The organism is Plantibacter flavus, from assembly GCF_051487245.1.
Classification (GTDB): Bacteria; Actinomycetota; Actinomycetes; order Actinomycetales; family Microbacteriaceae; genus Plantibacter; species Plantibacter flavus_B.
In genome coordinates this window covers 424,029-447,954 of the sequence record NZ_JAHVDH010000004.1, presented here as the reverse complement: position 1 = coordinate 447,954, position 23,926 = coordinate 424,029, and the positions used below count along the sequence as shown (strand labels likewise).

The window sequence follows — 23,926 nt, the reverse complement described above, 5'->3', positions numbered from 1 at the left end:
GTGCCTTCCCGAGCTTGGTAGCGTCGGACGGACGACGAGGAGGCAGCCATGGACATCGGAACCGTCATCATCCTCGCCGCGCTCGTGCTCGCGGGCGTCGCGGCCGTCTGGTACGTGCTGCGACGCGACCGCGCGGCGAGATCAGTCGATGAACACCACTCGCCCGAGAGCGAGGCCGAGCACACCCGCGAGCGGGCCAAAGCACTCGCGCAGGGCACCGGCGGTGTGCCGCGCCGCGGCGGCGGCCCGATGGGCCTCTGAGCACGGCGACGACGAGAAGACGGTCGACGTCCTGCCCGGACGACGACCGTCTTCTGCCGTGGAGTGGCCGGACTACACGAGCGGCGGGAGACCTGCCGCGACGCGAGCACCGAGCGTCGCGTCGACGGCGGTCCAATACGCGATGACCCGGTCGCGGAGTTCGGGGCGCGTGACCTTCGACACGTGCCCGACGATGTTGCCGACGAGGCGGTCACGTGCGGCGTCGTCGAGCACCTCTCGGACGAGCGTGCCCGCCTGACCGAAGTCGTCGTCCTCAGCGTGCAGCGTCGCGGCAGCTCGCGTCAGCTCGCCGTCCGACTGCCAGCCGCCGCCGTCGGCAGCGCGCACGGGGTCGGCGTGCGGCCCACCCACGGAGTTCGGCGCGTACACGGGCACCTCGGGGCCGTTGAAGTCCGCGCGCATCGCGCCGTCCTTCGAGTAGGAGTTGACCGGCGCGTGCGGTGCATTGACCGGCAGCTGCGCGTGGTTCGTGCCGACGCGGTAGCGGTGGGCGTCCGCATAGCTGAAGATCCGCGCGAGGAGCATCTTGTCGGGGCTCGCCGCGATACCCGGCACGAAGTTCGACGGCGCGAAGGTGGCCTGCTCGATCTGCGCGAAGTAGTTGTCGGGGTTGCGGTCGAGCGTCATGGTGCCGACCTCGATGAGCGGGTAGTCGCTGTGCGGCCACACCTTGGTGAGGTCGAACGGGTTGAACCGGTAACCGGCTGCATCTGCGTACGGCATGACCTGGACGGAGAGCGTCCAGCTCGGGTGGTCGCCGTTCGCGATCGCGTTGCTGAGGTCCGCGATGTGGAAGTCGGCGTCCTCGCCGGCGATCTGGTCGGCCTGCGCCTGGGTCAGGATCTCGATGCCCTGGTTGGTCTTGAAGTGGTACTTCACCCAGAAGCGCTCACCCGCGGCGTTGATCCACTGGTAGGTGTGCGAACCGAAGCCGTCCATGTGGCGCCAGGAGCTCGGCAGGCCGCGGTCGCCCATGAGCCAGGTGACCTGGTGCGCGCTCTCGGGGGAGAGGGTCCAGAAGTCCCACTGCATGTCGTGGTTGCGCAGGTGCGTGCCCGGCAGGCGCTTCTGGGAGTGGATGAAGTCGGGGAACTTGATGCCGTCGCGGATGAAGAACACCGGGGTGTTGTTGCCGACGAGGTCGTAGTTGCCCTCGCTGGTGTAGAACTTCAGCGCGAACCCGCGCGGGTCGCGCCAGGTGTCGGGGCTGCCCTGTTCGCCGGCGACGGTGGAGAAGCGGGCGAGCATCTCCGTCTCGACGCCGGGCTGGAAGAGTGCGGCACGGGTGTACTGGGAGACGTCGCCGGTGGTGACGAAGCGACCGAACGCACCGCCGCCCTTCGCGTGTACGACCCGCTCCGGCACCCGCTCACGGTTGAACTGGGCGAGCTTCTCGACCAGGTAGTGATCGTGGAGGGCGATCGCGCCGTCCGCGCCGACGCTCTGCGAGTGCGCGTCGCTCGCGACAGGGGCGCCGCTGTTGGTGGTGGTGTAGTCAGTCTCGGACATGTCTCTCCTCGATGGTGGGGCTGGTGGGACGGTCGGATGGGTTCAGAGGCTGCGCACGGGTATGCGGCAGCTGACGCTCGACGCAGGCGCCGTCGTCGGTGGTGCGGGGTCGGACGGCCTCAGGCCGCTGCAGCTTGGCAGGCGGGGCACAACCCCCAGAATGTGATCTCGGCCGCTCTGATGGCGAAGCCGGCGTGGTCGCCCGGGTGGAGGCACGGTGCCTCACCGGTGACGCAGTCGATGTCCACCACGGCACCGCAGGAGGTGCACACGAGGTGGTGGTGGTTGTCGTCCACCCTGAGCTCGTAACGACCGGGGTGGCCGTCTGGTTCGATCCTGCGCACCAGTCCAGCTGCGACGAAGGCGTTGAGCACGCTGTAGACGGCCTGCGGCGAGGTCTGCGGTGCGCGTGGCCTCAGTCGGGCCACGACCTGCTCGACGTCGGCGTGCGGCGTCTCGGCAAGGATCTCGAGGACGGCCACCCGCCCCGTCGTGACGCGCAGCCCGGCCGCGCGGATCTTCGCGTGGAAGTCGGCCCCTACCGTCTCCAACACCGCGCCGCTCATGGCCCCACCGTACGCATTTGTTTTGAATTAGTCAAAATAAGACTCCCCTCGCTGGCGACCCCCGCAGACCTGATCAACTTTAATATCAGATATGAACAAAAGGAAGCTCAGTGGCACAACCTGGGGAAAGCGCGCGTGATCAGAGCTCGACGGTGAGCAGTGGACGCAGCGAGCGCCGCGTCTCCTCGGCCATGTCCACCGAGTCGCGGTCGAGGAGCCACTGCAGCTGCAGGCCGTCCATCATCGCGATGAGCATCCGTGCGGCACTCTCGGGGTCGACGCCCTCGACGAGCTGCCCCTCCTCGGCCATCACCTCGAACGAGAGCGTCATGCCCTCGATCAACCAGCTGTAGCGGCGGACGAAATGCTCGTGCGCCGGATGATCCGGCGACGTCGCCTCGGCGGAGAGCACGCAGTGGAGCTCCACCAAGCCGGGCACCTGCATGTTGTGCTCGACGAGACGCAGCAGACCCCTGATGCCCTCGAGGCCGCTCCCGATCTCGATACCCGACTTCTCCCGGTCTCGGTCATCACGGAAGTCGAGGATGGCCGCGAGGAGTTCGTTCTTGTTGGAGAAGTGGTGGAGGAGACCGGCTTGGCTCATACCGACCCGCTCGGCCACCTCGCGGAGGGATCCACTGCGGAATCCCTGCTCAGCGAACACATCCATGCCGGCTTCCAAGATCTCGCGGCGCCGAGCAGCGGTCTTCGCGTAACTGCCTCGGGTGCGAGCCGTCTCCGTTGAGGTCATCCAGCGATCGTAGCGCGGCCGACTCGGAGCGACGCCGGACCACCACCGCAGTGGACGCATCCGGCGACGCCGCGAGGTCAGCGCGGACCGGCGCCCGGGCCACCGCCCTGGCCGCCGCCCATGCCTCCGGCGGCGGCTTCACCTGCCGTCACCGTCGTCAGGATCGATGCCGACGAGGCGTCCCCGGAGGCCGAGAGACCACCGACGGCGTCCCCGCTCACGGTGCCGCCGATCGCGATGCTGTATTCGGCGCCGGCCGTCACCGCACTGGACGAGAAGACGACTGACGAGAACTCCTTGTCGGCGGTGAACGACGCGAGGACCGTGCCGTCCGCCGCGATGATCTGCACCACCGAACCTGCGGCCTGCGTGCCGTCGAGGGTCGCGGAGATCCAACCCTGCGCCGAATCGGCATCGGGGGAGACCGCCATGCCCGAGCTGCCCGCGGCGAGGAGGGTGCCGCCGGAGACCGTGAACGTGCCGTTCGCGTCGAGCGCGCCGTTGCCGTCGTCGGTCGGCCCGGCTACGACGGTCGTCCCTCCGGTGACCGTCAGCGTTCCGTTCGAGTCCAGGCCGTCGCCACCCGCGTCGACGACGAGCGTGCCACCGGAGATCGTCAGCGAGACGTCGTCGACTTGGTCGCCGCCACCCATCCCCTGCTGCCCGCCTTCCGCGGACGCTGTCTCATCGGCCGCACCTGCTGAGGCGTTCACACCGTCGTCGGAGCTGACCACGGACACGTCCCCTGCCGCGACCGTGATGTCTGCAGCCTCGAGGCCCTCGTACGACCGCGTGACGCTGAGGGTCGCGCCGCTCAGGAGCAGCTCGGAGTCCGCGTGCACGCCGTCGTCTCCCGATGCCACCGAGACGGTGCCGGCGGCGAGGTTGATCGATCCGTTGCTGTGCACGGCGTCGTCCGCGGAGTCGACGGTCGTGTCACCACCCTCGATCACCGTGATGACCTCACTCTTGATGCCCTTGGTCGAGGTCTCGCCGACCGTTTGTCCGGCGCCGCCACCGCTCGTCACGTTGAGCGTGCCACCCGTGATGACGACGTCCGTCTGCGCCTGCAGACCGTCTCCGGTCGACGTGATCGTGACATCGCCGCCCGCGAGGTCGATGAACCCGCGCGTCTCGTCCTCCTCGTTGTCGGACTTCACGCCGTCACCGCCCGAGGTGACGTCGATGGTCCCGCCGCGCACCACCAGGTAGTCCTTGCCACGGATGCCGTCGTCCACCGCGTCGACGGTGATCGTGCCGTCGAGGATCACGAGCCCGTCGGAGCTGACGATCCCGTCGTTCGCGTTTCCCGAGACGGTGAGGGCGCCTGAGCCTGCGATCGTGAGGTCGGCGGCGCTCGAGAGGGCGCCGGACGCGTCGTCGGTCTCCGCGTAGCTGCTCGTGTCGCTCAGCGAGTTCGAGGTGCCGTCGGCGAGCACCACCACCGCCTGATCAGCCTCGGTGATGACGAGCGGTGAGCTGGTCGAGCTCTTCAGCTGGGCGTCGTCGAGGATGAGCCGGACGGTGCCGTCACCAGTCGAGTTCACCACCACCTGTCCGTCGTCGAGGGTGCCACTCAGCCGATACGTGCCGGCCGCGGTGATCGTGACCGTCGAGCCGTCGACGGTCACCGCGTCACTCGTCCCGTCGACCGTCGCGCTGTCGCCGCTCAGGCTGATGTCGACGACGTCCGCTTCAGCGTATTCGGTCGCATCGGAGGTGTCGTGGATGTCCTGGTTCGCCGCCAGCACGGCGGCGGCGGCCTGCGTCGCATCGACCTGCACCACCGAGGAGTCCTGCGTCGTGCTCGTCGTCGTCGAGGCCACCGCACTGCACCCGGCGAGTGCGATGGAGACCGCGAGGAAGCCGCCGGTCAGCACGACGATCGGTGAGCGCCGACGGCGAGCCTTCCCTGCCGGAGCGGCGGAAGGGGCGGTGGCAGTGGTGGAGTCGGCGAGGTGTCTACGGTTGCGCATGGGGTGTCCTTCGGTGTGGGTGGTGCCGCTCAGGCGGCGAGGAGAGGTCTGGAGGCCGTGGTGGGGCCGCCCGGCCGGTCGAAGTCGCGGGCGAGGACCCGACCCCAGCGATTGGCGCTGAGCTCCGGGTGGAGGGCGGCCATCCCGGTGGCGTACTTCGAGATGGACGACGGTCGGTGCCCGAGCGACCAGAGGATGCGGTCGACAGCGGAGGCCCGATTGCCCGACTTCGTCTCGACGACGGAGATGGCCGGACGTTCGAGTCTCCCGCCGGTCGGGTGGTCGCCCGCATCCTCGAGCTCCCAGACGAGCCGGGTGTCGATGGTCGCCCGGCTCTCCGACGACGGGACGAACAGGGTCGCCCGGGAGTACCTCGTCGTGAGGACGGGCGAGAGCTCCTCGGGGTCGACGCTCCGGATGCCGGCGTCACCGAGCACCTCTCCGACGTACTCTCGCCCGCATGGTGTGAGGACGCGCGCGTCGTCCGGGTCGAGTTCGTGGCGCTCCTTGACGGTGCTGCTGCGTCCTCCCCTCGTCTTCACCTCGAGGTAGCTCGACCCCGTGTCGAGGTAGCTCCGCGAACGGATCTTGAACCGACGCCGGCGGCCGGTGGCGGCGAGCCGGAAGCTGCTGAGGTCGGGGGTGTCGAAGTAGACGGACTCGTAGGCGAAGTCGCGTTCGCCGTCGATCTCCAGGATCCGCGCCCCGTCGGCGGCGAGCACGGTGAGCAGCTGGTCGAGGCCGGTCGACGGGATGACGTACTTCCGGTCGACGCGGGTCTGGAGGCTGGCTCGCTCCACGAGTTCGGTGAGCGAGATGGCGGCGAAATCGTCGAGGACGGCGGCGCTCATCGGGCGATCCGGTCGAGTGGCAGCTCCTCGTGCCGCAGGCTGCCCGCGATCGAGGTCTGGAATCGGACGTCGACGAGGGTCGTGTCGTTGACGAGGTCGAGCTCTCGCACCTGCACCGAGCGGATCCGTGCACCGAGGAGCAGGCCGAGGTGGTCGGCGAGTTGCCCTTCGTCGAGGAACGCCTGGTCGAGACGGATCGTCTGCTGGCGGTAGCGCCCGTACAGGTTCGGGTGGTCGCCGACGAACAGCACCAGCAGGATGAGCGCCATGAGGGCGATCGCGAGCGGGCTGATCGTCGTCCCAGCGGCGCTGAGACCTGCGATGAGCCCGAGGGCGAGGGCCGCGAAGTAGTAGGCCACCTCGTGCTGCGCGATCTCGTCGGAGCGCAGCCGGATGATCGACAGCACGCCGAACAGGCCGAGGCCGAGCCCCGCACCGATCGTCGAGGACCCGAGCACCATCGAGACCGCGAGCACACCGACGTTGACGCCGAGGAAGGCGACGACGAGGTCGCGTCGTCGGTGGCGGGGGAAGTAGAGGCCGAAGGTCAGCAGGCTGATGGCCGCGAGATCGATCGCGATGAGGACGACTGGGATCATGATGGGTACTCCGGGAAACGGTCGATGACTGGACGATGAACAGTCAGCCGTCGCACGCTATGAGCTTCCTATGAGCCACCAATGGCACGGGTTCGAGACCCTGGGAGGGCACTCAGCTCCGCCCGACGCACCTGGCTTTTCCACAGGTGTCCGTCATACGGTGTGGCCATGAGACGCCCCATCGAGCCCGTGTACGACACCGCCGTTGCCCTCGGCCGCGGCCTCTTCGGCTTCTGGCGCCTCCGCCGCCACACGACGGGGATCGAACATCTCCCGGACGACGGCGGCGCAGTGATCGCCATGACGCACTTCGGCTACCTCGAGTTCGCCCTCGTCGAATGGGCGACCGTCCTCCACAACCGCCGCCGCATCCGGTTCATGGCGAAGCAGGGAGCGTTCGACCAGCCGATCGTGGGTCGCCTCCTGCGCAGCATGCATCACATCTCCGTCGACATGCGCGACGGAGCAGCCGCCTACGCGAACGCGGTCACGGCGCTCCGGAGCGGTGAACTCGTCGGCGTCTTCCCTGAGGCAGGGGTCAGCGCATCGTTCACGGTCCGTGAGCTGAAGTCGGGCGCCGTCCGCCTCGCGCAGGAGGCCGGGGTCCCCGTCATCCCGGTCGCCGTCTGGGGCGGTCACCGTCTGCTGACGAAGAACCGCAAGGTGCGCTTCCGTGAGCGGTTCGGTGTCCCCGTCCATTTCGCCTTCGGTGAGCCGATCACCGTGGGCCCGGAGGACGATGTGGCCGTGGGCACCGAGCAGCTCCGGGCGAGCCTGCAGAGCATGGTGGACACGCTCCAGCGCGACTACCCGGTGGACGGCACGGGTGCCTGGTGGCAGCCGCGCTCGCTCGGCGGCACCGCCCCGACGCCCGAGGAGGCCGCGGCCGCCGACCTCGAACGCGATCGACGCCGCGAAGCCCGCCGGGTCGCCTCGAACTGAGCCCGTGCCAACCGGCGACTATCCTGTGGAGGTGCCACCTCTGACCTCGACCACCCGTCTCGCGACGCGCCGAAGCCTCGCCACCCCGCTCTCCGAGTGGACGGTGGCCCAGTGAGCCGCGGCTGGAACGGCTTCGTCGCGAAGTCGGGGTGGTTGCCGAAGTCGTGGCGTGAGCGAGCAGAACGCGCACTCGCCGAGGAGTCGCCGCTGTCCGTGACCGAGGCGACGCCCTCCCCGAAGCCGCAGGACGCACCGGCCGCTCCCGACACCACCAGCGCGCCCGCTGCCCGGGTCGCCGCCACGGCCGACGAGCAGGCCACGTCGACGACTCCGCTCCCGGAAGCCACCACGGCGCGGGCGAGCGAGACTGCTCCCGTCGACCCTGACGTCGTGATCGACCCCCTCGCCCACCCGGTCACCGCCAACGCTCCCGTCATCCCGCTCAGCGTCGCGATCACCGATTTCGAGGTCGCGGACGATTCCGTGATCGGCCCGGCGTCGGTGCTCGACAACCTCGAGCTGACGAAGGCTGCCGTCACCCGGGTGGCCGCCACCATCCTCTCGACCGAGGGTCCGATCGCCGTCCCGCGGCTGGTGTCGATCGTCGCCAGGCGCTTCGGAGTGGAGCGGCTCAGCGAAGCCACCCGATCGGAGCTGTCGACGCTCGTCACCGAGGCGTTCACCGTGCAGAACGGGTTCGCCTGGCCCGTCGAGCTCGACATCGTCACCTGGCGCGGCGTCCGTCGCGTCGTGCACCGCGACCACCGCGCGGTCACCGACATCAGCCCGGCGGAGATCTGCAACGCGATGGAGCTCGTCATCGCCGCGAACCCGGATCACGAGGTCGACCGGGAGCAGCTGCCGATGCAGGCCGCCTCGGTGCTCGGCTACGGACGCCTCGGCGAGACCGCGCGCCGCTGGCTCGACCTCACACTCGCGCAGGCCGTCCTCCACGGCCGTCTCGTCGAGGACGGCGACCGGATCCACCTGCCCTGAGCTGAGCCACCCGCCCTGAGCGATCGGATCGTTAGGGGATCGGCGGTCCCTGCTGCCCGTACGGCAGGCTCGTGTCGGTCATGCCGTCGACGAAGGCGTCCATGCGGCCGAGGTTGAAGCGCCCCTGATCGTTCAGCAGGAACTGATACTCGTGTTCGAGGCCCGGTCGGTACGCAGGGTTGAAGATCATCGACTGCACCTCCACACCGAGCCCCTGCAGCTTCGCCTTGAACTCGGTCGACTGCGGGTAGAGCGGGTCCCAGTTACCGACCGTGATGTACGTCGGCGGGTAGTTCGCCGTCAGGTAGTCCACGACCGAAGCGGACGCCACCTCCGGCCGCGTCTTGTAATCGCGTGCCCCGAAGTACGCCCAGAGCACCGTGTCGAGGAACCAGCCGAAGCTGCCCTCGGCGTTCACGAGACTGAGGTCGTACGCGCCGCAGGCCAGGATGACTCCGGCCAGTTGGTCAGCGGCGATCGGCGACTCGATCTTCATCGCGCTCGCGTACTCCGAGCTCGTGACGATGTTCGCGACCTGGGCGGCGATCTGCGCACCTGCCGAGTCGCCGGCGAGGATGAGCTTCTTCGGGTCGACGTTGAACGCGCGGGCGTTGGCAGCGAGGTAGCCGAGCGAGTCGGCGACCTGTTCGATGGGCAACGGGTACTGGCCTTCTGGCGCGATCGTGTAGTCGACGGCGACGACCGTGTACCCCTCACCGGCGAGCACACGCATGTAGTTGGAGATGAGGTCCTTGCCGCCGGAGATCCACGCACCCCCGTGCACCCAGACGATCGTCGGCAGGGCTGCGCCGCTGCCGCGGACGCCGTCCGGCGTGTAGACGTCGAGGAGTGCGTCCTCGTCGCCCGAACGGTACGGAATGTCATGGCGGGCATCGACGCCGTCGGGGACGTACCTCACGAGGTCCGACTGCACGACCTTCGCGCGCTCGTCGAACGCCGCACGGATGACCATCGAGCCGGGCCACGGCGTGAGCTGCAGCCACACCGTGATGATGAGGGCGATCGAGACGATCAGACCGATGATCCACAGCATGGTGTTCCGGACCACGCGGAGGAAGCGGGAGAAGCGGGTCCGCGGACGGCTCGACGTCATGCGGATCACCTCCCGGCGGGTCTGGACGGCGGCGCTGCCTGGCGGAACACGAACCTCCAGTCTTGCATCCTGTTGGGGGCACGCAACCACCCGCAAAGTTTTTCGAGAAATTCCGTGACGAATGGGAGGGACGGCCCGTCTTACTTCATGACCGGATATCACCACCGGATATCACCGCACATGAAGGAGAACCCCATGAGTGCATCGGACAAGATCAAGAACGCCGCTGAAGACCTCGTCGGTAAGGCGAAGGAAGCCGTCGGCAACGTGACCGACAACGACAAGCTCGTCGCCGAGGGCAAGGCCGACCAGGCCAAGTCCGACGTGAAGCAGGCCGGCGAGAACGTCAAGGACGCTTTCAAGCACTGACGGTCGTATCACCGTGCTGCCCCTGCTGATCGGCGGGGGCAGCGCCATGACCGCCCGGCACCCCGGACGGTCCAGTAATCACATTGGAGACATCATGAGCTTTCTCGGATTCCTGCTGCTCGGCCTCATCGCCGGCGCCATCGCCAAGGCCATCCTTCCCGGCAAGCAGGGCGGTGGCTGGTTCATCACGCTGCTGCTCGGCGTCGTCGGCGCCCTCCTCGGCGGCTGGATCGGCGGCCTGTTGTTCAACGTGAACCTCGGCGAGTTCTTCTCGATCTCGACGTGGCTGCTCGCCATCGGCGGCTCGATCATCGTGCTGCTGATCTACGGTGCTCTCACGCGCAAGAAGGCCTGACCTTCCTCACAGCATGCGAACGCCCGGCCCCTCATGGGGAGCCGGGCGTTCCTATGTCTCCGGGCGCTGAGCGTCGGCTCAGAGGCCGACGAAGCGGATGGTCTGCTGCAGGCGGGTGCGGATGTCGAAGAGCTGGTTGCCGCCCATGCGGTCGATGCCGGGAAGACCTGTGCGCAGGAGGTCGGCCAGACGGGAGCGCTCCACGAGGACGGTCACGGGATGACGGCGCCCGATGAACTCAACGGACTCCTCCACCGCGCCGTCGGGGACGACGATGACGTACGCGGTGAACTTGACCCGCGCGGCCTTCGCGAGGGTTCGGGCCGAGCGCACGATCGAACGCACCGGCTCCTCACGGGGGGCGAGGGTCTCACCCACGATCTCGCCGCGGTGCACACTCACCGGCCCACCCCAGTCCTCCGACTTCAGGGCGAACAGGCCGGTCGGGCCGAGGACCACGTGGTCGATCTTCGCCTCTCCGGGCGCGAGGACGTCATGCCACACGGTGTAGCCGATGCCGAGCGTCGCGACCGTGCGTGCCGTCTGTTCCTCGGCGAGCGCGTTGGCGAGCTGGTGCCGGATCTCCCGAGGTGCCGAGCGCACGAGCTTCGGGTCGTAGGGGTCGTCGAGGGGGACACCGCGCCCGACCCACTCGCGGATGAGCCCCAGGTAGACCTCGCGGGAGTCGCCGCCCGGGTGGCCGTACGCACGTGCCTTGGGGCGGGAGTCGGCGCGCTGGGTGCCGGAGCGTCCCGTCGACGATGCCGACCAGGTGTGCTCGTCCTCGTCGTCTGCAGCATTGGAGGGCACGTTGCGGCCGCGGTCGTAGGCGGCGCGGTCCGCCTCCGTGCCGACCCGCTCCCACGCGAGTTGCACCGCATTGAACTGCTTGGCGCTGCCGCCGAGGTCCGGGTGCGTCTCACGCATCAACCGTCGGTACGCCTTGCGGAGCTCGTCCTGCGACGCCGACGCGCTCACGCCGAGCACCTCGTAGGGACTGGCTGAGAGAGGGCGCTCCGGCATCGAGGTGATCGCTTTCGTCGGCGGTGTCGGTCGTTCCGACACGCGAGACTATCGCGGCAAGCTGGCAGACCGCCCGCCGGACGCTGCCCGAGCTCAGGGAGCCGGCAGGAGGATCCCGTCGTCGAGGAGCGCACGCACGCGGGGGAGGAGTTCCGCGCGCAGCTCCGTCGCGTCGACCTCGACCAGCTCGGCGATGGCGTCGATGATCACGCCGAGCGACAACTCGCCGTCGCATGCTCCGACGAGGCCGGCGAGGCCGGTGTCGAGGCCGACCGAGCGCGCGAGTCCGCCGCCCTGGCGCAGTTGCATGGCCGTCGGGTGCTCATCGCCCGGCCAGTAGTGGCGTTCCTCGGTGACGTCTCCGGCGATCGTCACCCGTTCGCGCAGCAGCGCCTCGTCGTCGAGCGCGGTGTGCCAATCGTGCGCCACCAGGCACACCGCGAGGTGGGCGCCCAGGCCGGCTGAGTTCGATCCGACCTGCCCGTGCAGACGCTCCAGGCGACGCATCGGCCGCTGGTCCGCGGTGCGACGCAGCAGGACGTATCCGAAGCCCACCCCGGTGACCGAGCGCCCAGCGAAGTCGTCGAGCCACGCCCCGGCCAGACGTTCGAACTCGGGGGTGCCCTGGCGGGTGCCGCCATCACGGATCCAGGTCTCCGCGTACTCGGCCGGATCCTGGACCTCGCGCTCGATCACCCAGGCGTCGACGGACTCCGCGCTCTGATCGATCCACGCGGAGACCCGGTCGAGACCGTCGGCGCCCCAGCGGTACTCCCAGTTGCCGAGGAACTGGGCGACACCGTCCTCGTGCAGATGCGCCGCCGCGTCGCGGAACACCGACTCCACGAGGGCGTCGCCGACGAGCCCGCCGTCGCGGTACTCGTAGCTCGGCACGCCCTCGAGTCGCGGCGTGATCACGAACGGCGGGTTCGACACGATGCGGTCGAAGCGTTCGTCGGCGACCGGCTCGAACATGCTGCCGAGACGGAACTCGATCGAGTCGACGCCGTTGAGCCGTGCGTTGAGCGCGGCGAGCTCGAGGGCGCGCTCCGAGATGTCCGTGGCCACCACCCGATCGGCGATCCGCGAGAGGTGCAATGCCTGGATACCGCATCCCGTGCCGAGGTCGAGCGCCGATCCGACTCGCTCGGGCAGGATGATCCCGCTGAGCGTCATCGATGCGCCACCGACGCCGAGGACATGCTGCTCGTCGAGCTCGCGCCCGAGGGCCAGTTCGCCGAGGTCCGAGGCGATCCACCAGGAACCACTGCCGTTCGCATCGACCCAGGCGTACGGTCGCAGATCGAGCCTGGGGAGGAGCGGTCCGTCGTCCTGAGCCTCGAGCAGCCCGAGCTCGATGGCGCCGTCCAGCCCGAGGACCGGGAACGCGGCAGCGGCCTCAGCGGCGTCCGCAGGCAGACCCAGGATGAAGAGACGGGCGAGGGTCGCGACGGGTTCCGCTCCGAGCGTCCGCGCCCGCGCGTCGAGTTCACGGACGGCGACGACGCGGTCGGACCGATGCAGTGCCGCGTCGGCCGTCTCACCCCAGAGCGCACGCACCCGTTCGACCGTGTACCCGGCGCTCGTGAGGTCGGAACGGAGGTGATCGATCAAGCGGTGGTCCACGTCCACCAGTGTGACAGCTGCGGACGGGCGGGGTGGCCGCCCGTCCGCAGGTACCGTCAGCGCTCCGTGTCGAGGATCGCCTCGAGGTCTTCGAACCGGTCCTCTTCGGAGCCGTCCGCTTCTGCAGAGGCATTGGCCTTCGCGAGGCGCTTCCGCTCCCGCTTCGCGAGTCGACGCTCGGTGCCGCGTTCGAGGAGCAGGTAGAGGACCGGCACCAGGATGAGCGTCAGCAGCGTCGACGAGACGAGTCCACCGATGACGACGATCGCGAGCGACTGAGAGATGAACACACCACCGCCGGTGAGGCCGAGCGACATCGGGACGAGCGCGAAGATCGTCGCGCAAGCCGTCATGATGATCGGCCGGAGGCGCAGTCGGGCTCCATGGATCACGGCATCGTCGATGCTGTCACCACGCGCTCGATACGAGTTCACGAGGTCGATGAGCACGATGGCGTTCGTGACCACGATGCCGATCAGCATGAGGAGTCCGATCATCGACGGGATACCGAGCGGCGTCCCGGTGATGAGCAGCGCGGCGATGGCACCGGTGGCCGCGAACGGCACCGAGACCAGCAGGATCAGCGGCTGCAAGAGGCTGCGGAACGTGGCCACCATCACGATGAACACCAGGACGATGGCGATCAGCATCGCGAGTCCGAGCTGCGCGAACGACTCCTGCTGGTCTTGGGCGACACCGCCGATGGACGCGGTGACCCCGTCTGGCAGGTCCAGGCCGTCGAGGCCCTGCTGTACCGCGGCGGTCGTGACGCTGAGGTCGTCACCCGTCGGTGTGGCTGAGACCGTGATGGTGCGGACACCGTCGATGCGGGTGATCGCTGCCGCAGCGCGTTCCTCGACGACCTGGGCCACCGTGCTCACCGGGATCGGCACCGCGCTGACGTTCGCGAGATCCTTCTGCGCCTGGGTGAACCGCTCGGCCTCCGCCTGCTGCTCTGCCGCATCGGCCTGCGCGTCCTCCATGGCGCTCAGCTGTTCATCGATCGTGGTGATCGAGGACTGCAGTTGCGAGATCGCCTCACCGAGCCCGACGAGCTGAGCGGCGCGGGCCTCGTACGCCTGCCGGGCCGCCTCCTCCTCCGGCGTCGTCGGGGTGACGGGCGGAACCTCGACGGGCGCCGCCTCCAGGGCCGCGAGCTGGCCCCGCAGGGCCTCGAGCTGGGTCGCTGCGGTGCTCCGCGCGTCCTGCAGCTCGGAGCGCTGCGAGGACGCCTGCGAAGCGGCCTCGTCCTTCGCCCGCTGCGTCGCCTCGTCCTGCTGCGCCGTGAGCAGGTCGCTCGCCGTCTTCTGCGCGGCAGCCTGCTGCAACGCACTGACCGGGAGAGGCAGAGCGGCGATCTCAGCCGGGGTCGTGCCGACCCGCTGTGACCGCACGATGATGTCGCGCGTCGACCCCTCGAGGATCACCGTGCCCATCGGGGTGCCGCGCAGCGCGTTCGCAATGGCCTGGCCGACCTGCTGCTGCGTGAAACCGTAGCGCGCGGCGGCATCGCGGTCGACGTTCACCTTGAGCACGCCCTGCTCGTCCGCGAGGTCGCTCGTCGCGTCCCGCAGACCGTCGGTGTCGGCGAGCATCTGCTGGACCGCGCCGGCACCGGTCGCGAGCGCTGCCGGATCCTCACCCTGCAGCGTCACCTCCATACCGCCCCCACCGGTGAGGCCGCCACCCGCGTCGCCCACCGTCACGGTCCCGACATCATCGAGTCCGGCGACCGCGTCGCGGATCGTCTCGGAGACGCCCTCCTTGGAGCTCTCCTCACCGAGGGTGACACTGATCTGGGCGCGGTTGCTGGCCCCGTTGCCGCCGACGGTCGTGAGGTAGCCGGAGACGCCCGCGGTCTTCGCGAGGACCTCCTCGACGGCCGCCGCAGCATCGCTGGTCACCTCGAGGCTCGTGCCCTCCGGCAACTCCTGTGTGATCGCGACGCTGTTCTCCCCACCGAGGTCCCCGAGGTAGTCGGTCTTCAGGAACCCGGCCGCGACGATCGTCCCGGCGAAGACGAGCGCCGCAACGAGGAGGGTCGCCACCGGCCGCTTGAGCGACGTCCGCAGCACCGGCAGATAGGCACGCTGGAGCTTCGAGTACGCCTCGGACTCGTCCTCCGTCTGAGCGGCCTGCACCGCCCCGTCGACAGCGTCGCCGGCCGGAGCCGCCTTCCCCCGCATGAACCAGTACGCGAGCACGGGGACGATCGTGAGCGACACCACGAGCGAGGCGATGAGCGCGATCGACACCGTCACGGCGAACGGACGGAACAGTTCACCGACGGTGCCTCCGACGAAGGCCACCGGCAGGAAGACGGCGACGGTCGTGATCGTCGACGCTGTCACCGCGCCGGCGACCTCGCGGACGGACTCCACGACGCTCGCCGTGGTCATCGGATTGCCGCTGTGTCGTCGTTTGATGTTCTCGATGACGACGATCGAGTCGTCGACCACCCGCCCCACCGCGACCGTGAGCGCAGCGAGGGTGAAGATGTTGAGCGAGAAGTCGCCGATCCACAGACCGATCATCGCGATCAGGAGCGAGAGCGGGATGGAGACCGCGGTGATGATCGTCGACCGGATCGACAGCAGGAACACGAGGATCACGATGATCGCGAACAGCAGGCCGAGACCGCCCTCGACGGACAGGTCGTGGATGGACTGCTCGACCATGGGTGACTGGTCGAAGACGACGGTGAACGCGGCGCCCGAGCCCAACTCGCGTTCGAGGGCCGGCAGCGCGTCGCGGATCGTGTGGGCGAGCTGCACCGCGTTCGCCGACGGGTCCTTGAGGATCGTGAGCGACAGGGACGGGAGGCCGTCGGCGCGTGCGATCGTGGTCTCCGTCGCCGGGACGAGGTCGACGTCCGCGACGGAGGACAGGGTGAACGGGCCGTCCTGATGCTGGATCGGCAGCGCGCGCAGCTCCTCCAGTGACCCGACAGCGGAGCCGACCTCGATCGAGAGCTCCTTACCCGCGTCCACGCTCGTGCCTGCCGCGGTGACCGCGCCACTCGCCTGCACGGCGGCCATGACCTCTTCGGCCGTCGTCTTCTTCGCCGTCAGATCGGCCGGACGCATGGTGATGACCAGCTGGGTGGCGTTCTCACCGGCGAGGTCGACCTGGCGGACACCGTCGATGCCCCTCAGCTCCGGCAGGACGATGCTCTCGACACGGCCGGCGAACTCGCCGGACTCGTCCTCCGAGGCGATCGCGAGCTGGAGCACGGGGATGTCGTCGCTGCTCCCGGCGTACACCTCGCTCACCGAGTCGTTCGGGAGGACGCTCGTGAGCCCCGCGAGTGCGCTCCGGATGTCGGCGACGATTTTCTCGTCGTCCTGACCGAAGTCCCAGCTCACCTGGAGGGACGTCGAGCCGCTCACCGAGGTGGACGTGACACCGGTGACCCCCTTCACGCTCTGCACGGCGCGTTCGACGGGTTCCGTGACCTCGCGCTCCACTGAGGAAGGGGATGCGCCCGGGTAGGTCGCCACGACGACTGCTCCGGGTTGCTGCACCGAGGGCAGGAGCTCCTGCTTGAGTGAGCCGACGGCGAAGAGACCGAAGGCGACGATCGCCGCGGTGATGAGTCCCACGATCAGACGGTTGGCGAGGCTGAGCCTCGTGAGGAAGGACATGGGAGCTGCTGGCCTCTCGGTCGCGGACGGGGCGGAGTTCGCCCACTTCACGCTACGAACAGCTGGAAACCGGCACATCCGCAGCTCGGCGGAGATGCAGCCGCAGGGCATCCGACGTTCGGACGAGGGCCATGGTCCTGTGGTACCAGCCGGGAGCATCCGGTGAACGTGGCACGTTGACGGCAGCCAGCCCGGATTCGAGGCGTACCCTTGATACCCGAACGTGCGCTCCGGTCGTGCGTCGCACGAGGCTCGGAGGGTGCATGGATCTGACCGCCGTCGACCTGCCGAAGCTGCGCCGCGACGCGCAGCTCGAGCGCCAGGTCATCATCGAGCATCGCGCTCGCGACGGTGAGGACCCCTGGGACTTCCTGCCGTCCATGCCGAGTGTGGACGAACTCGTGGTCGCCGTGCTGCGAGACGACGCCCTGCACGCCCGTGGTCTCGCGGCACAGCACGCGATGGCCCGGCTCGCCGGTCGGTCGTCGCTCGGCGATGCGCAAGAGCACAAGGACAACGCCGATCACCTCGAGTACGAGGTGCTCCGCGAGATCGCCCGGGTGCACCCGGAACTCACGCGCGCCGTGTGGCGGATGTCCGGCAAGGTCGCCCGTCCGCCGTGGGAGGGCGACGACGCCGAATAGCCGTGCTCCTCAGAGCGCGGCGGCGATGCCCATCGCGGCCACCGAGACGGCCATGCTCACGAGCTCGACCGCGACGAGCCGGCGGCCGCTCCGGATCGCGTCGAGCGCGAGCTTCGTGCTCAGGGCGAGGTAGCCCGCCGTCGCGGCGGCGAGAAGCAGTCCGCCGATCGACATTCCTCCAGCGTGATGCATCTCACTGGATATTCCTGTATTCGCATATACACCGGCTCCTGTATGGGCTGCCATGACACAGACCAACGCGGCCATGATCACCAGCCCGCCGGACGTGTGAACGACCATCGCGGTGCGATGACCAGGCACCGGGTCGCGCACCACTGAGGCGGCGACGGCAGTCATGTCGGGGGACGTCCGCCGGGCAACAACCCGCAGGCGCGCTGCCGAGGCGACCGCAGCGGCCACCAGGACGAGCGCCCACACGAACGGATGGACGAGGCCGGCCCCGCTGGCGATGTCGATCATCGCCGCCAGCATGACGAACGCCGAACCGAGTTCGAGCACACCCCGCCGGCCGCCGACGGTGCAACACGCACCGACGGCGGCCGGGAGGAGGGCTCCGAGATGAAGCGCTTCGATCATGGTGCGAACCTAGTGACCGTGTGCGCTGTGATCCATGGCCGAGTGCCCATCGTGCGCTGACGTCTCGGAACCGTGCGCGTGCGAGCAATGTGCGACCGGCTCGTTCGGCGGAACGTTGAGCGTCGGGTTCTTGCCGAAGAAGCCGTAGGGCTTCAAGGTGAACCTCGCGTAGTCGACGGGCATGACCGGCCAGTCCTCCGGGCGGGGGAAGTGCGTCGGGCCGAAGGTGTGCCACAGCACGATGTCCTCACCGTCGATCGACGCGTCGCCCTCGATGAATCGCGTGATGCCGTCGCCGCCCGGGTTCTGGTGGACGAAGTCACCAGCCGCGTACCGCTCGGCCGGATCGTACTTCGTCACGAACAGGTGCTTCGTTGCGAACTCGGCACGCTTCGCGATCGAGGAGGACGCGTCCGCCATGAGCGTCGGAGCTTCCTGCGGGTACAGGACGTAGCCCGTCGGTCGGCCCAAGCGGTTCGTCTTCTCCGTGTTGACGATGTGCCAGGCGCGAGCAGCGGAACCGTTCGCCACGCGGCCGGAGTCCCGTTCGGTACTGAGCCGCGTGACCTGCTTCGTGAACGCATTGCCGTGCTCGTTGCCCGGTCCGATCGGGACGCGGACGGCGTCGACCTCGTCGACCGCGTTCGAGACGCCGTCGACCATCATGTCGAGCCGCGCCGAGAACAGGTGCTGGTGATAGGGGCCGCCGAGACCGGGGGCGACCTCCGAAGCGTACGGGTAGTCGGCGCCGTCCTCATCGAGCCCCGGGTAGGCGGAGGTGAAGAGGATGCCGGTGAGCTTCGATTCGCACTCGATCGTGCCGTCGAGGTACAGGTACCAGTAGAAGCCGTAGTCGTAGTTGCCGACCGTGGTGAAGAAGGAGATCACGAGCCGACGGGAGCGGCGCACCTCGTTGGAGCCCGTGTAGAGGTCGGAGTGCTTCCACAGCGTGCCGAAGTCCTCCTCGTGCATGCAGATGCCGTTCTCGATCGTGAACGGGTTGCCGAGCTCGTCTGCCAGCACGGCGTCGAAGTACGTGATCTCACCGACGCAGTCGCAGCCCAGGGCGAGCGAGTTGGTGAAGCGTCCGAAGAGGTACTCACCGGTGTCGAAGTAGTTCTGCCAGAACCGGACGGGGGAGGGGTCACCGTACGGCACGAGCATCTCGTTGATGGAGGCGCGGTAGATGATCGGGCGCGCCTCACCGGCATCGTCGAAGGACAGCTGACGGAGCACGAGGCCTTCGCGCACGTCGAACCCGACCTGGAAGCGCCAGTTGCCCCACTCGACGAACTCGCCGTCGACCGTGAAGCTCGGCCCCTCCGGCTGGGTGATGACGATGGGCTTGAGGCTCGAGAGCGGAGCGCCCTGGATCGCCGGGTCGTCGAAGTTGCCGGGTTCCGCGGGGATGGCCAGCGACGTCGCATCGATCAGCCGGGTGACCTTCCTCGCCGCGGTGTCGACGTACGCGCTCAAGCCGTCGACGGGGTGCGCCCAGGGGTGGTCGGCCGGATAGTCCTGTCGGAAGGCGAGCACCCGGACGATCCGGCGGCCGACCTCCTCGGGATAGTCGTAGTAACCGGCCGACAGCGGGACGACCTTGACCTCGTCGACCGTGCACCCGCGTTCGGCGAGCGCCGCCACCCACCCCTCGTCCTCGGCCACGATGTCGGCGATCGCGTCGAACTCCTCGATGAGGATCGGGAGTTGGCCGCGCGACCCGTCGAGCACGACGGTGCTCACCAGGGTGCCGGCCGTGATGGAGACGATGTTGTCGGTGGAGCGCCCGGTGGCCATGTCGAGCAGCATCACCCGCGCGAGGCGCTCGGGCAGCTCGCCCGTGCCGGCCTGCCAGGCGAGGACGTCCCGTTTGTGCGGTTCCTCCAGGCCGACGTAGGCGAATCGGGTCGTCGGGGTGAAGTCGTCGAAGGCGGTCACGACATCGCGGATGCGCTCGAACTCGGCGGCGGTGAGGCTCGCGAGCGGATGCTGCACGGCCGCCGTGCCGTCGTCTGCGGTGGTGAGGGAGTCGGTGATGGTCATGGTGATACTCCTGGTTCGATGGTTCGTGGTTCTGGAGAGGCGGGACCGGGGCTCAGCCGCCGATGGCGTCCATGACGTTCTCGTAGACGGCGGGACGGCGGCGCTTCAGATACGACGCCTGGACGAGCCCGATGACCGGGCAGACGAGGATGAGTGCGAGCAGGACGAGACTCACCGCTCCGAACGTCGGGTTGCCTGCAGCATCCATGTCGCCGACGAGCATGGGGAAGTAGACGGTGATGACGACGGCGGAACCCACCAGTCCGATCAGGCCGAGACCAGGGGCGACAACGGTGTTCCACAGGCGCCGATCCTGCTTGGTGCGGGCGAAGTAGACGATCACGGCGAGGCTGGTCACCGCCATCAGGATCGCGATGGCGAGCGTCGCGACCCCGGCGAACCAGGTGAACACCTGCAGCACCGGGTCGAGGCCCAGAGCTGCGAACACCACGATCAGGACCGCCGCGGTGCCGGTCTGCACGAGGGAGGAGGTGTGCGGGGAGAGGTGCTTGGGGTGCACTCCGCCCAGGCGACCGGGCAGCACGCCGGCGTTCGACATCGTGTGCTGGTAGCGCGTGATGACGTTGTGGAAGGAGAGGACACAGGCGAACATGCTCGTGATCAGCAGGACGTTGATGATGAGTTCGCCGACCGGGCCCAGGTACATGAGGGTGGTGCGGAGGATCATCGCACCGGGGTCTTCGGCTGCGACGTCCACGACCTGGTCCGGTCCCCAGGCCATCACGAGCGCCCACGAGGCGAGTGTGTAGAAGAGGCCGATACCGATGACGGCGATGTAGGTGGCGCGCGGGATGGTGCGGGATGGGTCCTTCGCCTCGTCACGGAAGATCGCCGTTGCCTCGAAGCCGATGAACGCGGCGATCGCGAACATGAGGCCGACCCCGGGGGAACCGGAGAACACCTGCGAGGGGACGAACGGCTCCGCGGACAGGCCGTCGGCGCCCCCGCTGAAGACGACTGCTGCGGCGAGGACCAGCACGATGCCGACCTCGGCCACGAGGAGGACGCCGAGCACCTTCGAACTCAGGTCGATGTGCCGGTATCCGAGGAGCCCGACGACCGCGATCGCACCGAGTGCGTACAGGTACCAGGGGATCTCCGGTGCTCCGAGTCCCGCGAAGGTGACGCTCAGCAGGTAGCCGATGTAGCCGTACACCGACACCTGGATGGTCGTGTACGTCAGGAGTGCCAGGAACGCTGACGCGAGACCGGCGGGCTTGCCGAGGCCGTAGCCGACGAAGGTGAAGAACGCACCGGGCTTCGGCACATGGCGGGTCATTGCCGAGAGTCCGACGGCGAACAGCAGGAGGATGACGGCCGAGACGGCGTACATGCTCGGGAAGCCGACACCGTTGCCGAGCAGGATACCGAGGGGCGCTGCACCTCCAACGACGGTCAGCGGTGAGGCGGCTGCGACCACCATGAAGACGATGGCGGTGACGCCGAGCGATCCTTTCAGGGACCGGGTGGGCTGACCGGCTTCGACTGCCGGTCCTTTCGTGACGGTCATGGAGCTCTCCTCGGGTGGTCGATGGAAGCGGATGCAGCCAGCATCGCGGCCCGGTGTTGCCTGGTCGTCTCGTCCCGGTAACACCTGGAGCGCTGCGAATGAGACCGGCTCTGCGAGCTGTCTCATTTGGCGGACACGAAGCCGAAACACGCCTGCCACGCCGGTGCAACGCGGCGCGCATAGCCTGGGCTGGAGGCCCGCCGGGCCTCGGAGCGAGAGGCGGTGCGTCATGACGGCGCTCGAACGCGCGATCAGCAACCCGCCCACCGTGCGAGGTCTGGAATCACGATCGCCCGTCGACGGCCTCCAGCGGCGCAGCGTCGGGTTCGTCGATGTGCTGGCCCAATCAGTGTCGGCCGTCGCACCATCTGCTGCGGCAACGACGATCCCCCTGCTCGTGACGGTGACCGCAGGCGGGGCGACCGTGTGGTCCCTCGCCATAGCGATGCTGCTGTCGCTCCTCGTGGCGACGACCGTGAACGTCTTCGCGAAGCGCATCGCGTCGACCGGTTCGCTCTACACCTTCGTGTCGAAGGGTCTCGGAACGGGTGCAGCGTTCGTGACAGGGGTCGCCCTCCTCATCGGCTACGGCTTCATCGCGATGTTCGCCCTCGCCGGTGCCGGCTACTATCTCTCCATCCTGTTGCACCGGTTCTGGCCCAGCATGCCGGCGTCGACGCTGGTCGTTGCGGTGCTCGTCATCTGCATGGCCGCGGTCTGCCTGGTCGTCCTCGTGCGCGGCATCCGGCTGTCCACCCGCGTGACGCTCCTCGTGGAGAGCGCCTCGGTCGGGATCATCCTCGTGCTCGTCGGTGTGCTGCTCTCCCGCTTCGGCCCGGTGCCCGACTGGTCGGTGCTCGGTTTCGACGCCTCACCGGAGAACCTCGCCGTCGGGGCAGTGCTGGCGATCACGGCGTTCGTCGGGTTCGAGAGCTCGTCGACACTCGGCGTCGAAGCCCGTCGGCCGTTCGCGAGCATCCCCAGGTCGCTCGTCTGGACCGTCATCGGCGCCGGTCTCCTCTACCTCGTGACCTCCTACAGCCAGCTCGCCGGGTTCAAGGCGATGGGCGCGGACATCACGGCGAGCCAGGCGCCGATGAACGACCTCGCGACCTCGTCCGGCGTGGAGTGGATGGGACTGCTGCTCGACCTCTCCGTGGCCGCCTCCTTCCTCGCCTGCGCGATCGCGTCGATCACGGCGTTCTCCCGGGTCGTGTTCTCGATGGGGCGCGAGGGCGTCCTCCCGTCGAGGCTCGGCAGCACGCACCGCCGCTTCCAGACGCCGCATGTCGCGATCCTCACGGCCCTCGCGATCGTGACGCCGGTCTCGGTGCTCACCCTCGTGCTCGCGGACGGCGCGTGGGCCGCGATGCAGATCCTCATCGTCGTGGCGGCCGGCGGCTACATCACCGCCTACATCCTCGTGTGCGCCGCGGCACCCGTGTTCCTGTGGCGGATCGGGGAACTGACCGCGTGGCCGCTCATCCGGGCGGTGGTCGCCGGGGTGCTGCTCTCGATCGCTCTCGGCGTGTACCTCGTCGTGGAGAGCACGAGTGCGCGGGGTGTCGGGGTGTGGGTGTTCCTCGTCGCGATCGTGCTCGGTGTGGGCGTGTGGGTGCTCCGGCATCGGCATCGGCCATGGCTGAGCTCCACGATCGGCATCTATGACGAGACGGTGAGCGCCGACGTGCTCGGCGGGCAGTCGGAGCACGGGTGAGCGGCGCGGGCGAGCTCCGTGCGCGGCAGCCGAAGGCGATCCACAGTGCGCTGACGGTGCTCGAGGAGGTCGCGCGCTGCGGTGCCGGAGTCACCGCACAGGAGGTCTCCGCCGGCCTGGACATGCCTCGGGCGACGACGTATCGCCTCCTCAACCTCCTGGTGCAGGACGAGTACCTGGTGCGGATGCCGGATCTCCGCGGCTTCGCCCTCGGACGCAAGGTCGTGGAACTCGCCCATCTGGTCGCCCCGCCACCGCCACCGCAGGCCGCCCGCGAGGTGATGGGTCGATTGCGCTCGAGCGTCCGCGGCGGCGTCCATCTGGTGCGATACGAGGGCGAACGCATCCGGATCGTCGACGCCGATCCGGACTTCCCGCTGAGTGACGAACACCGGATCGTGCGGCAGATCGACACCTCGGCGATCGGCCGGCTGCTCCTCCATGAACTCATCCGCACCGGAGTCGACTGGTCGCCCCTCGTCGCGAGGCCGAAGGACGATGCGGCGGCGCTCGTCTCCGACGTCGACCGCCTCGGCTACGCCAGCCAGCTCGGCGAGCTCACCCCTGGCTACGGTTGCCTCGTCGTTCCCATCCGGGACGCCTCGGGTGGGCTCGTGGCAGGGCTGTCGCTGTCGGCCCCGAGCGTGCGCGTCGAACACCCCGCGGCGCTCCTCGACCTCATGATCGACGGCTCGCGCCAGTTGCAGCCCCTCCTGGCGTGAACGATCCCGTGGCATCCCGAGGTGGCATCTCGGGCGAACGAGGCGCATACTCGAATTATGCAGCCAGCT

21 protein-coding genes are annotated in these 23,926 nt (G+C 68.6%); 8 read left to right on the top strand and 13 right to left on the bottom strand.

Annotated features, from left to right (window positions below):
- Nucleotides 1-48: 48 nt before the first annotated feature.
- On the top strand, nucleotides 49-261 hold the full coding sequence (locus KXS11_RS12365; protein WP_437385889.1) for a hypothetical protein: 213 nt from the start codon (nucleotides 49-51) through the stop codon (nucleotides 259-261).
- A gap of 72 nt (nucleotides 262-333) precedes the next feature.
- On the opposite strand, the gene KXS11_RS12360 is transcribed toward KXS11_RS12365, so the two are convergent.
- The 6 genes from KXS11_RS12360 to KXS11_RS12335 form a co-directional block, all read right to left on the bottom strand.
- The gene (locus tag KXS11_RS12360) at nucleotides 334-1,791 is read right to left on the bottom strand and encodes a catalase (protein ID WP_437385888.1); all 1,458 of its coding nucleotides are present in this window, start codon (nucleotides 1,789-1,791) and stop codon (nucleotides 334-336) included.
- A 119-nt stretch (nucleotides 1,792-1,910) separates the two neighbouring features.
- Nucleotides 1,911-2,357, bottom strand: coding sequence for a Fur family transcriptional regulator (locus tag KXS11_RS12355; protein WP_437385887.1), 447 nt, complete (start codon nucleotides 2,355-2,357; stop codon nucleotides 1,911-1,913).
- 139 nt (nucleotides 2,358-2,496) lie between these two features.
- The gene (locus KXS11_RS12350) at nucleotides 2,497-3,108 is read right to left on the bottom strand and encodes a TetR/AcrR family transcriptional regulator (protein WP_437385886.1); all 612 of its coding nucleotides are present in this window, start codon (nucleotides 3,106-3,108) and stop codon (nucleotides 2,497-2,499) included.
- A gap of 77 nt (nucleotides 3,109-3,185) precedes the next feature.
- A complete protein-coding gene (locus KXS11_RS12345; RefSeq protein WP_437385885.1) occupies nucleotides 3,186-5,084 on the bottom strand; it encodes a carbohydrate-binding domain-containing protein in 1,899 nt (632 codons plus the stop codon).
- Between the two features lie 29 nt (nucleotides 5,085-5,113).
- Nucleotides 5,114-5,935 (bottom strand): polyphosphate polymerase domain-containing protein, encoded by an 822-nt coding sequence (locus KXS11_RS12340; RefSeq protein ID WP_437385884.1) that lies wholly within the window; start codon nucleotides 5,933-5,935, stop codon nucleotides 5,114-5,116.
- The gene (locus KXS11_RS12335) at nucleotides 5,932-6,534 is read right to left on the bottom strand and encodes a DUF4956 domain-containing protein (RefSeq protein ID WP_437385883.1); all 603 of its coding nucleotides are present in this window, start codon (nucleotides 6,532-6,534) and stop codon (nucleotides 5,932-5,934) included. Before KXS11_RS12335 ends, KXS11_RS12340 begins: the two co-directional genes overlap by 4 nt.
- Before the next feature lie 168 nt (nucleotides 6,535-6,702).
- Between KXS11_RS12335 and KXS11_RS12330 the strand changes: the two genes are divergently transcribed.
- Together KXS11_RS12330 and KXS11_RS12325 are read left to right on the top strand one after the other, a co-directional pair.
- The gene (locus KXS11_RS12330) at nucleotides 6,703-7,476 is read left to right on the top strand and encodes a lysophospholipid acyltransferase family protein (RefSeq protein ID WP_437385882.1); all 774 of its coding nucleotides are present in this window, start codon (nucleotides 6,703-6,705) and stop codon (nucleotides 7,474-7,476) included.
- Between the two features lie 111 nt (nucleotides 7,477-7,587).
- Nucleotides 7,588-8,472 carry a hypothetical protein gene (locus KXS11_RS12325; protein WP_437385881.1) on the top strand — a complete coding sequence of 295 codons (885 nt, stop codon included), beginning with the start codon at nucleotides 7,588-7,590 and terminating at the stop codon, nucleotides 8,470-8,472.
- A 31-nt stretch (nucleotides 8,473-8,503) separates the two neighbouring features.
- Here KXS11_RS12325 and KXS11_RS12320 read toward each other — a convergent pair whose 3' ends face one another.
- Entirely contained in the window at nucleotides 8,504-9,586 is a 1,083-nt protein-coding gene (locus KXS11_RS12320; protein ID WP_437385880.1) for an alpha/beta hydrolase, read from the bottom strand.
- A gap of 195 nt (nucleotides 9,587-9,781) precedes the next feature.
- Between KXS11_RS12320 and KXS11_RS12315 the strand changes: the two genes are divergently transcribed.
- Both KXS11_RS12315 and KXS11_RS12310 read left to right on the top strand, forming a co-directional pair.
- Nucleotides 9,782-9,955 (top strand): CsbD family protein, encoded by a 174-nt coding sequence (locus KXS11_RS12315; protein WP_437385879.1) that lies wholly within the window; start codon nucleotides 9,782-9,784, stop codon nucleotides 9,953-9,955.
- Nucleotides 9,956-10,049: 94 nt separating this feature from the next.
- Nucleotides 10,050-10,310, top strand: a complete 261-nt coding sequence (locus KXS11_RS12310) for a GlsB/YeaQ/YmgE family stress response membrane protein (RefSeq protein WP_437385878.1) — start codon at nucleotides 10,050-10,052, stop codon at nucleotides 10,308-10,310.
- 78 nt (nucleotides 10,311-10,388) lie between these two features.
- Here the strand turns inward: KXS11_RS12310 and KXS11_RS12305 are convergent, their stop codons facing one another.
- From KXS11_RS12305 to KXS11_RS12295, 3 genes are all read right to left on the bottom strand, one after another.
- Nucleotides 10,389-11,333 (bottom strand): J domain-containing protein, encoded by a 945-nt coding sequence (locus KXS11_RS12305; protein ID WP_437385877.1) that lies wholly within the window; start codon nucleotides 11,331-11,333, stop codon nucleotides 10,389-10,391.
- 93 nt (nucleotides 11,334-11,426) lie between these two features.
- Nucleotides 11,427-12,959: a DUF7059 domain-containing protein gene (locus KXS11_RS12300; protein WP_437385876.1), complete on the bottom strand. Its 1,533-nt coding sequence runs from the start codon at nucleotides 12,957-12,959 to the stop codon at nucleotides 11,427-11,429.
- A 56-nt stretch (nucleotides 12,960-13,015) separates the two neighbouring features.
- Entirely contained in the window at nucleotides 13,016-16,603 is a 3,588-nt protein-coding gene (locus KXS11_RS12295) for an efflux RND transporter permease subunit (RefSeq protein ID WP_437385875.1), read from the bottom strand.
- Nucleotides 16,604-16,866: 263 nt separating this feature from the next.
- On the opposite strand from KXS11_RS12295, the gene KXS11_RS12290 reads away from it, so the two are divergent.
- Complete coding sequence (locus KXS11_RS12290; protein ID WP_437385874.1) at nucleotides 16,867-17,247, top strand: hypothetical protein; 381 nt, start codon at nucleotides 16,867-16,869, stop codon at nucleotides 17,245-17,247.
- A 9-nt stretch (nucleotides 17,248-17,256) separates the two neighbouring features.
- Here KXS11_RS12290 and KXS11_RS12285 read toward each other — a convergent pair whose 3' ends face one another.
- The 3 genes from KXS11_RS12285 to KXS11_RS12275 all read right to left on the bottom strand — a co-directional run bounded on the left by KXS11_RS12285 (nucleotide 17,257) and on the right by KXS11_RS12275 (nucleotide 21,418).
- The gene (locus KXS11_RS12285; protein ID WP_437385873.1) at nucleotides 17,257-17,766 is read right to left on the bottom strand and encodes a hypothetical protein; all 510 of its coding nucleotides are present in this window, start codon (nucleotides 17,764-17,766) and stop codon (nucleotides 17,257-17,259) included.
- 87 nt (nucleotides 17,767-17,853) lie between these two features.
- The gene (locus KXS11_RS12280; RefSeq protein WP_437385872.1) at nucleotides 17,854-19,887 is read right to left on the bottom strand and encodes a primary-amine oxidase; all 2,034 of its coding nucleotides are present in this window, start codon (nucleotides 19,885-19,887) and stop codon (nucleotides 17,854-17,856) included.
- A gap of 52 nt (nucleotides 19,888-19,939) precedes the next feature.
- Nucleotides 19,940-21,418: an APC family permease gene (locus tag KXS11_RS12275; protein WP_437385871.1), complete on the bottom strand. Its 1,479-nt coding sequence runs from the start codon at nucleotides 21,416-21,418 to the stop codon at nucleotides 19,940-19,942.
- Nucleotides 21,419-21,647: 229 nt separating this feature from the next.
- On the opposite strand from KXS11_RS12275, the gene KXS11_RS12270 reads away from it, so the two are divergent.
- Together KXS11_RS12270 and KXS11_RS12265 are read left to right on the top strand one after the other, a co-directional pair.
- Nucleotides 21,648-23,135, top strand: coding sequence for an APC family permease (locus tag KXS11_RS12270; protein WP_437385870.1), 1,488 nt, complete (start codon nucleotides 21,648-21,650; stop codon nucleotides 23,133-23,135).
- Nucleotides 23,132-23,857 carry an IclR family transcriptional regulator gene (locus tag KXS11_RS12265; protein ID WP_437385869.1) on the top strand — a complete coding sequence of 242 codons (726 nt, stop codon included), beginning with the start codon at nucleotides 23,132-23,134 and terminating at the stop codon, nucleotides 23,855-23,857. Before KXS11_RS12270 ends, KXS11_RS12265 begins: the two co-directional genes overlap by 4 nt.
- Nucleotides 23,858-23,926 lie beyond the last annotated feature (69 nt).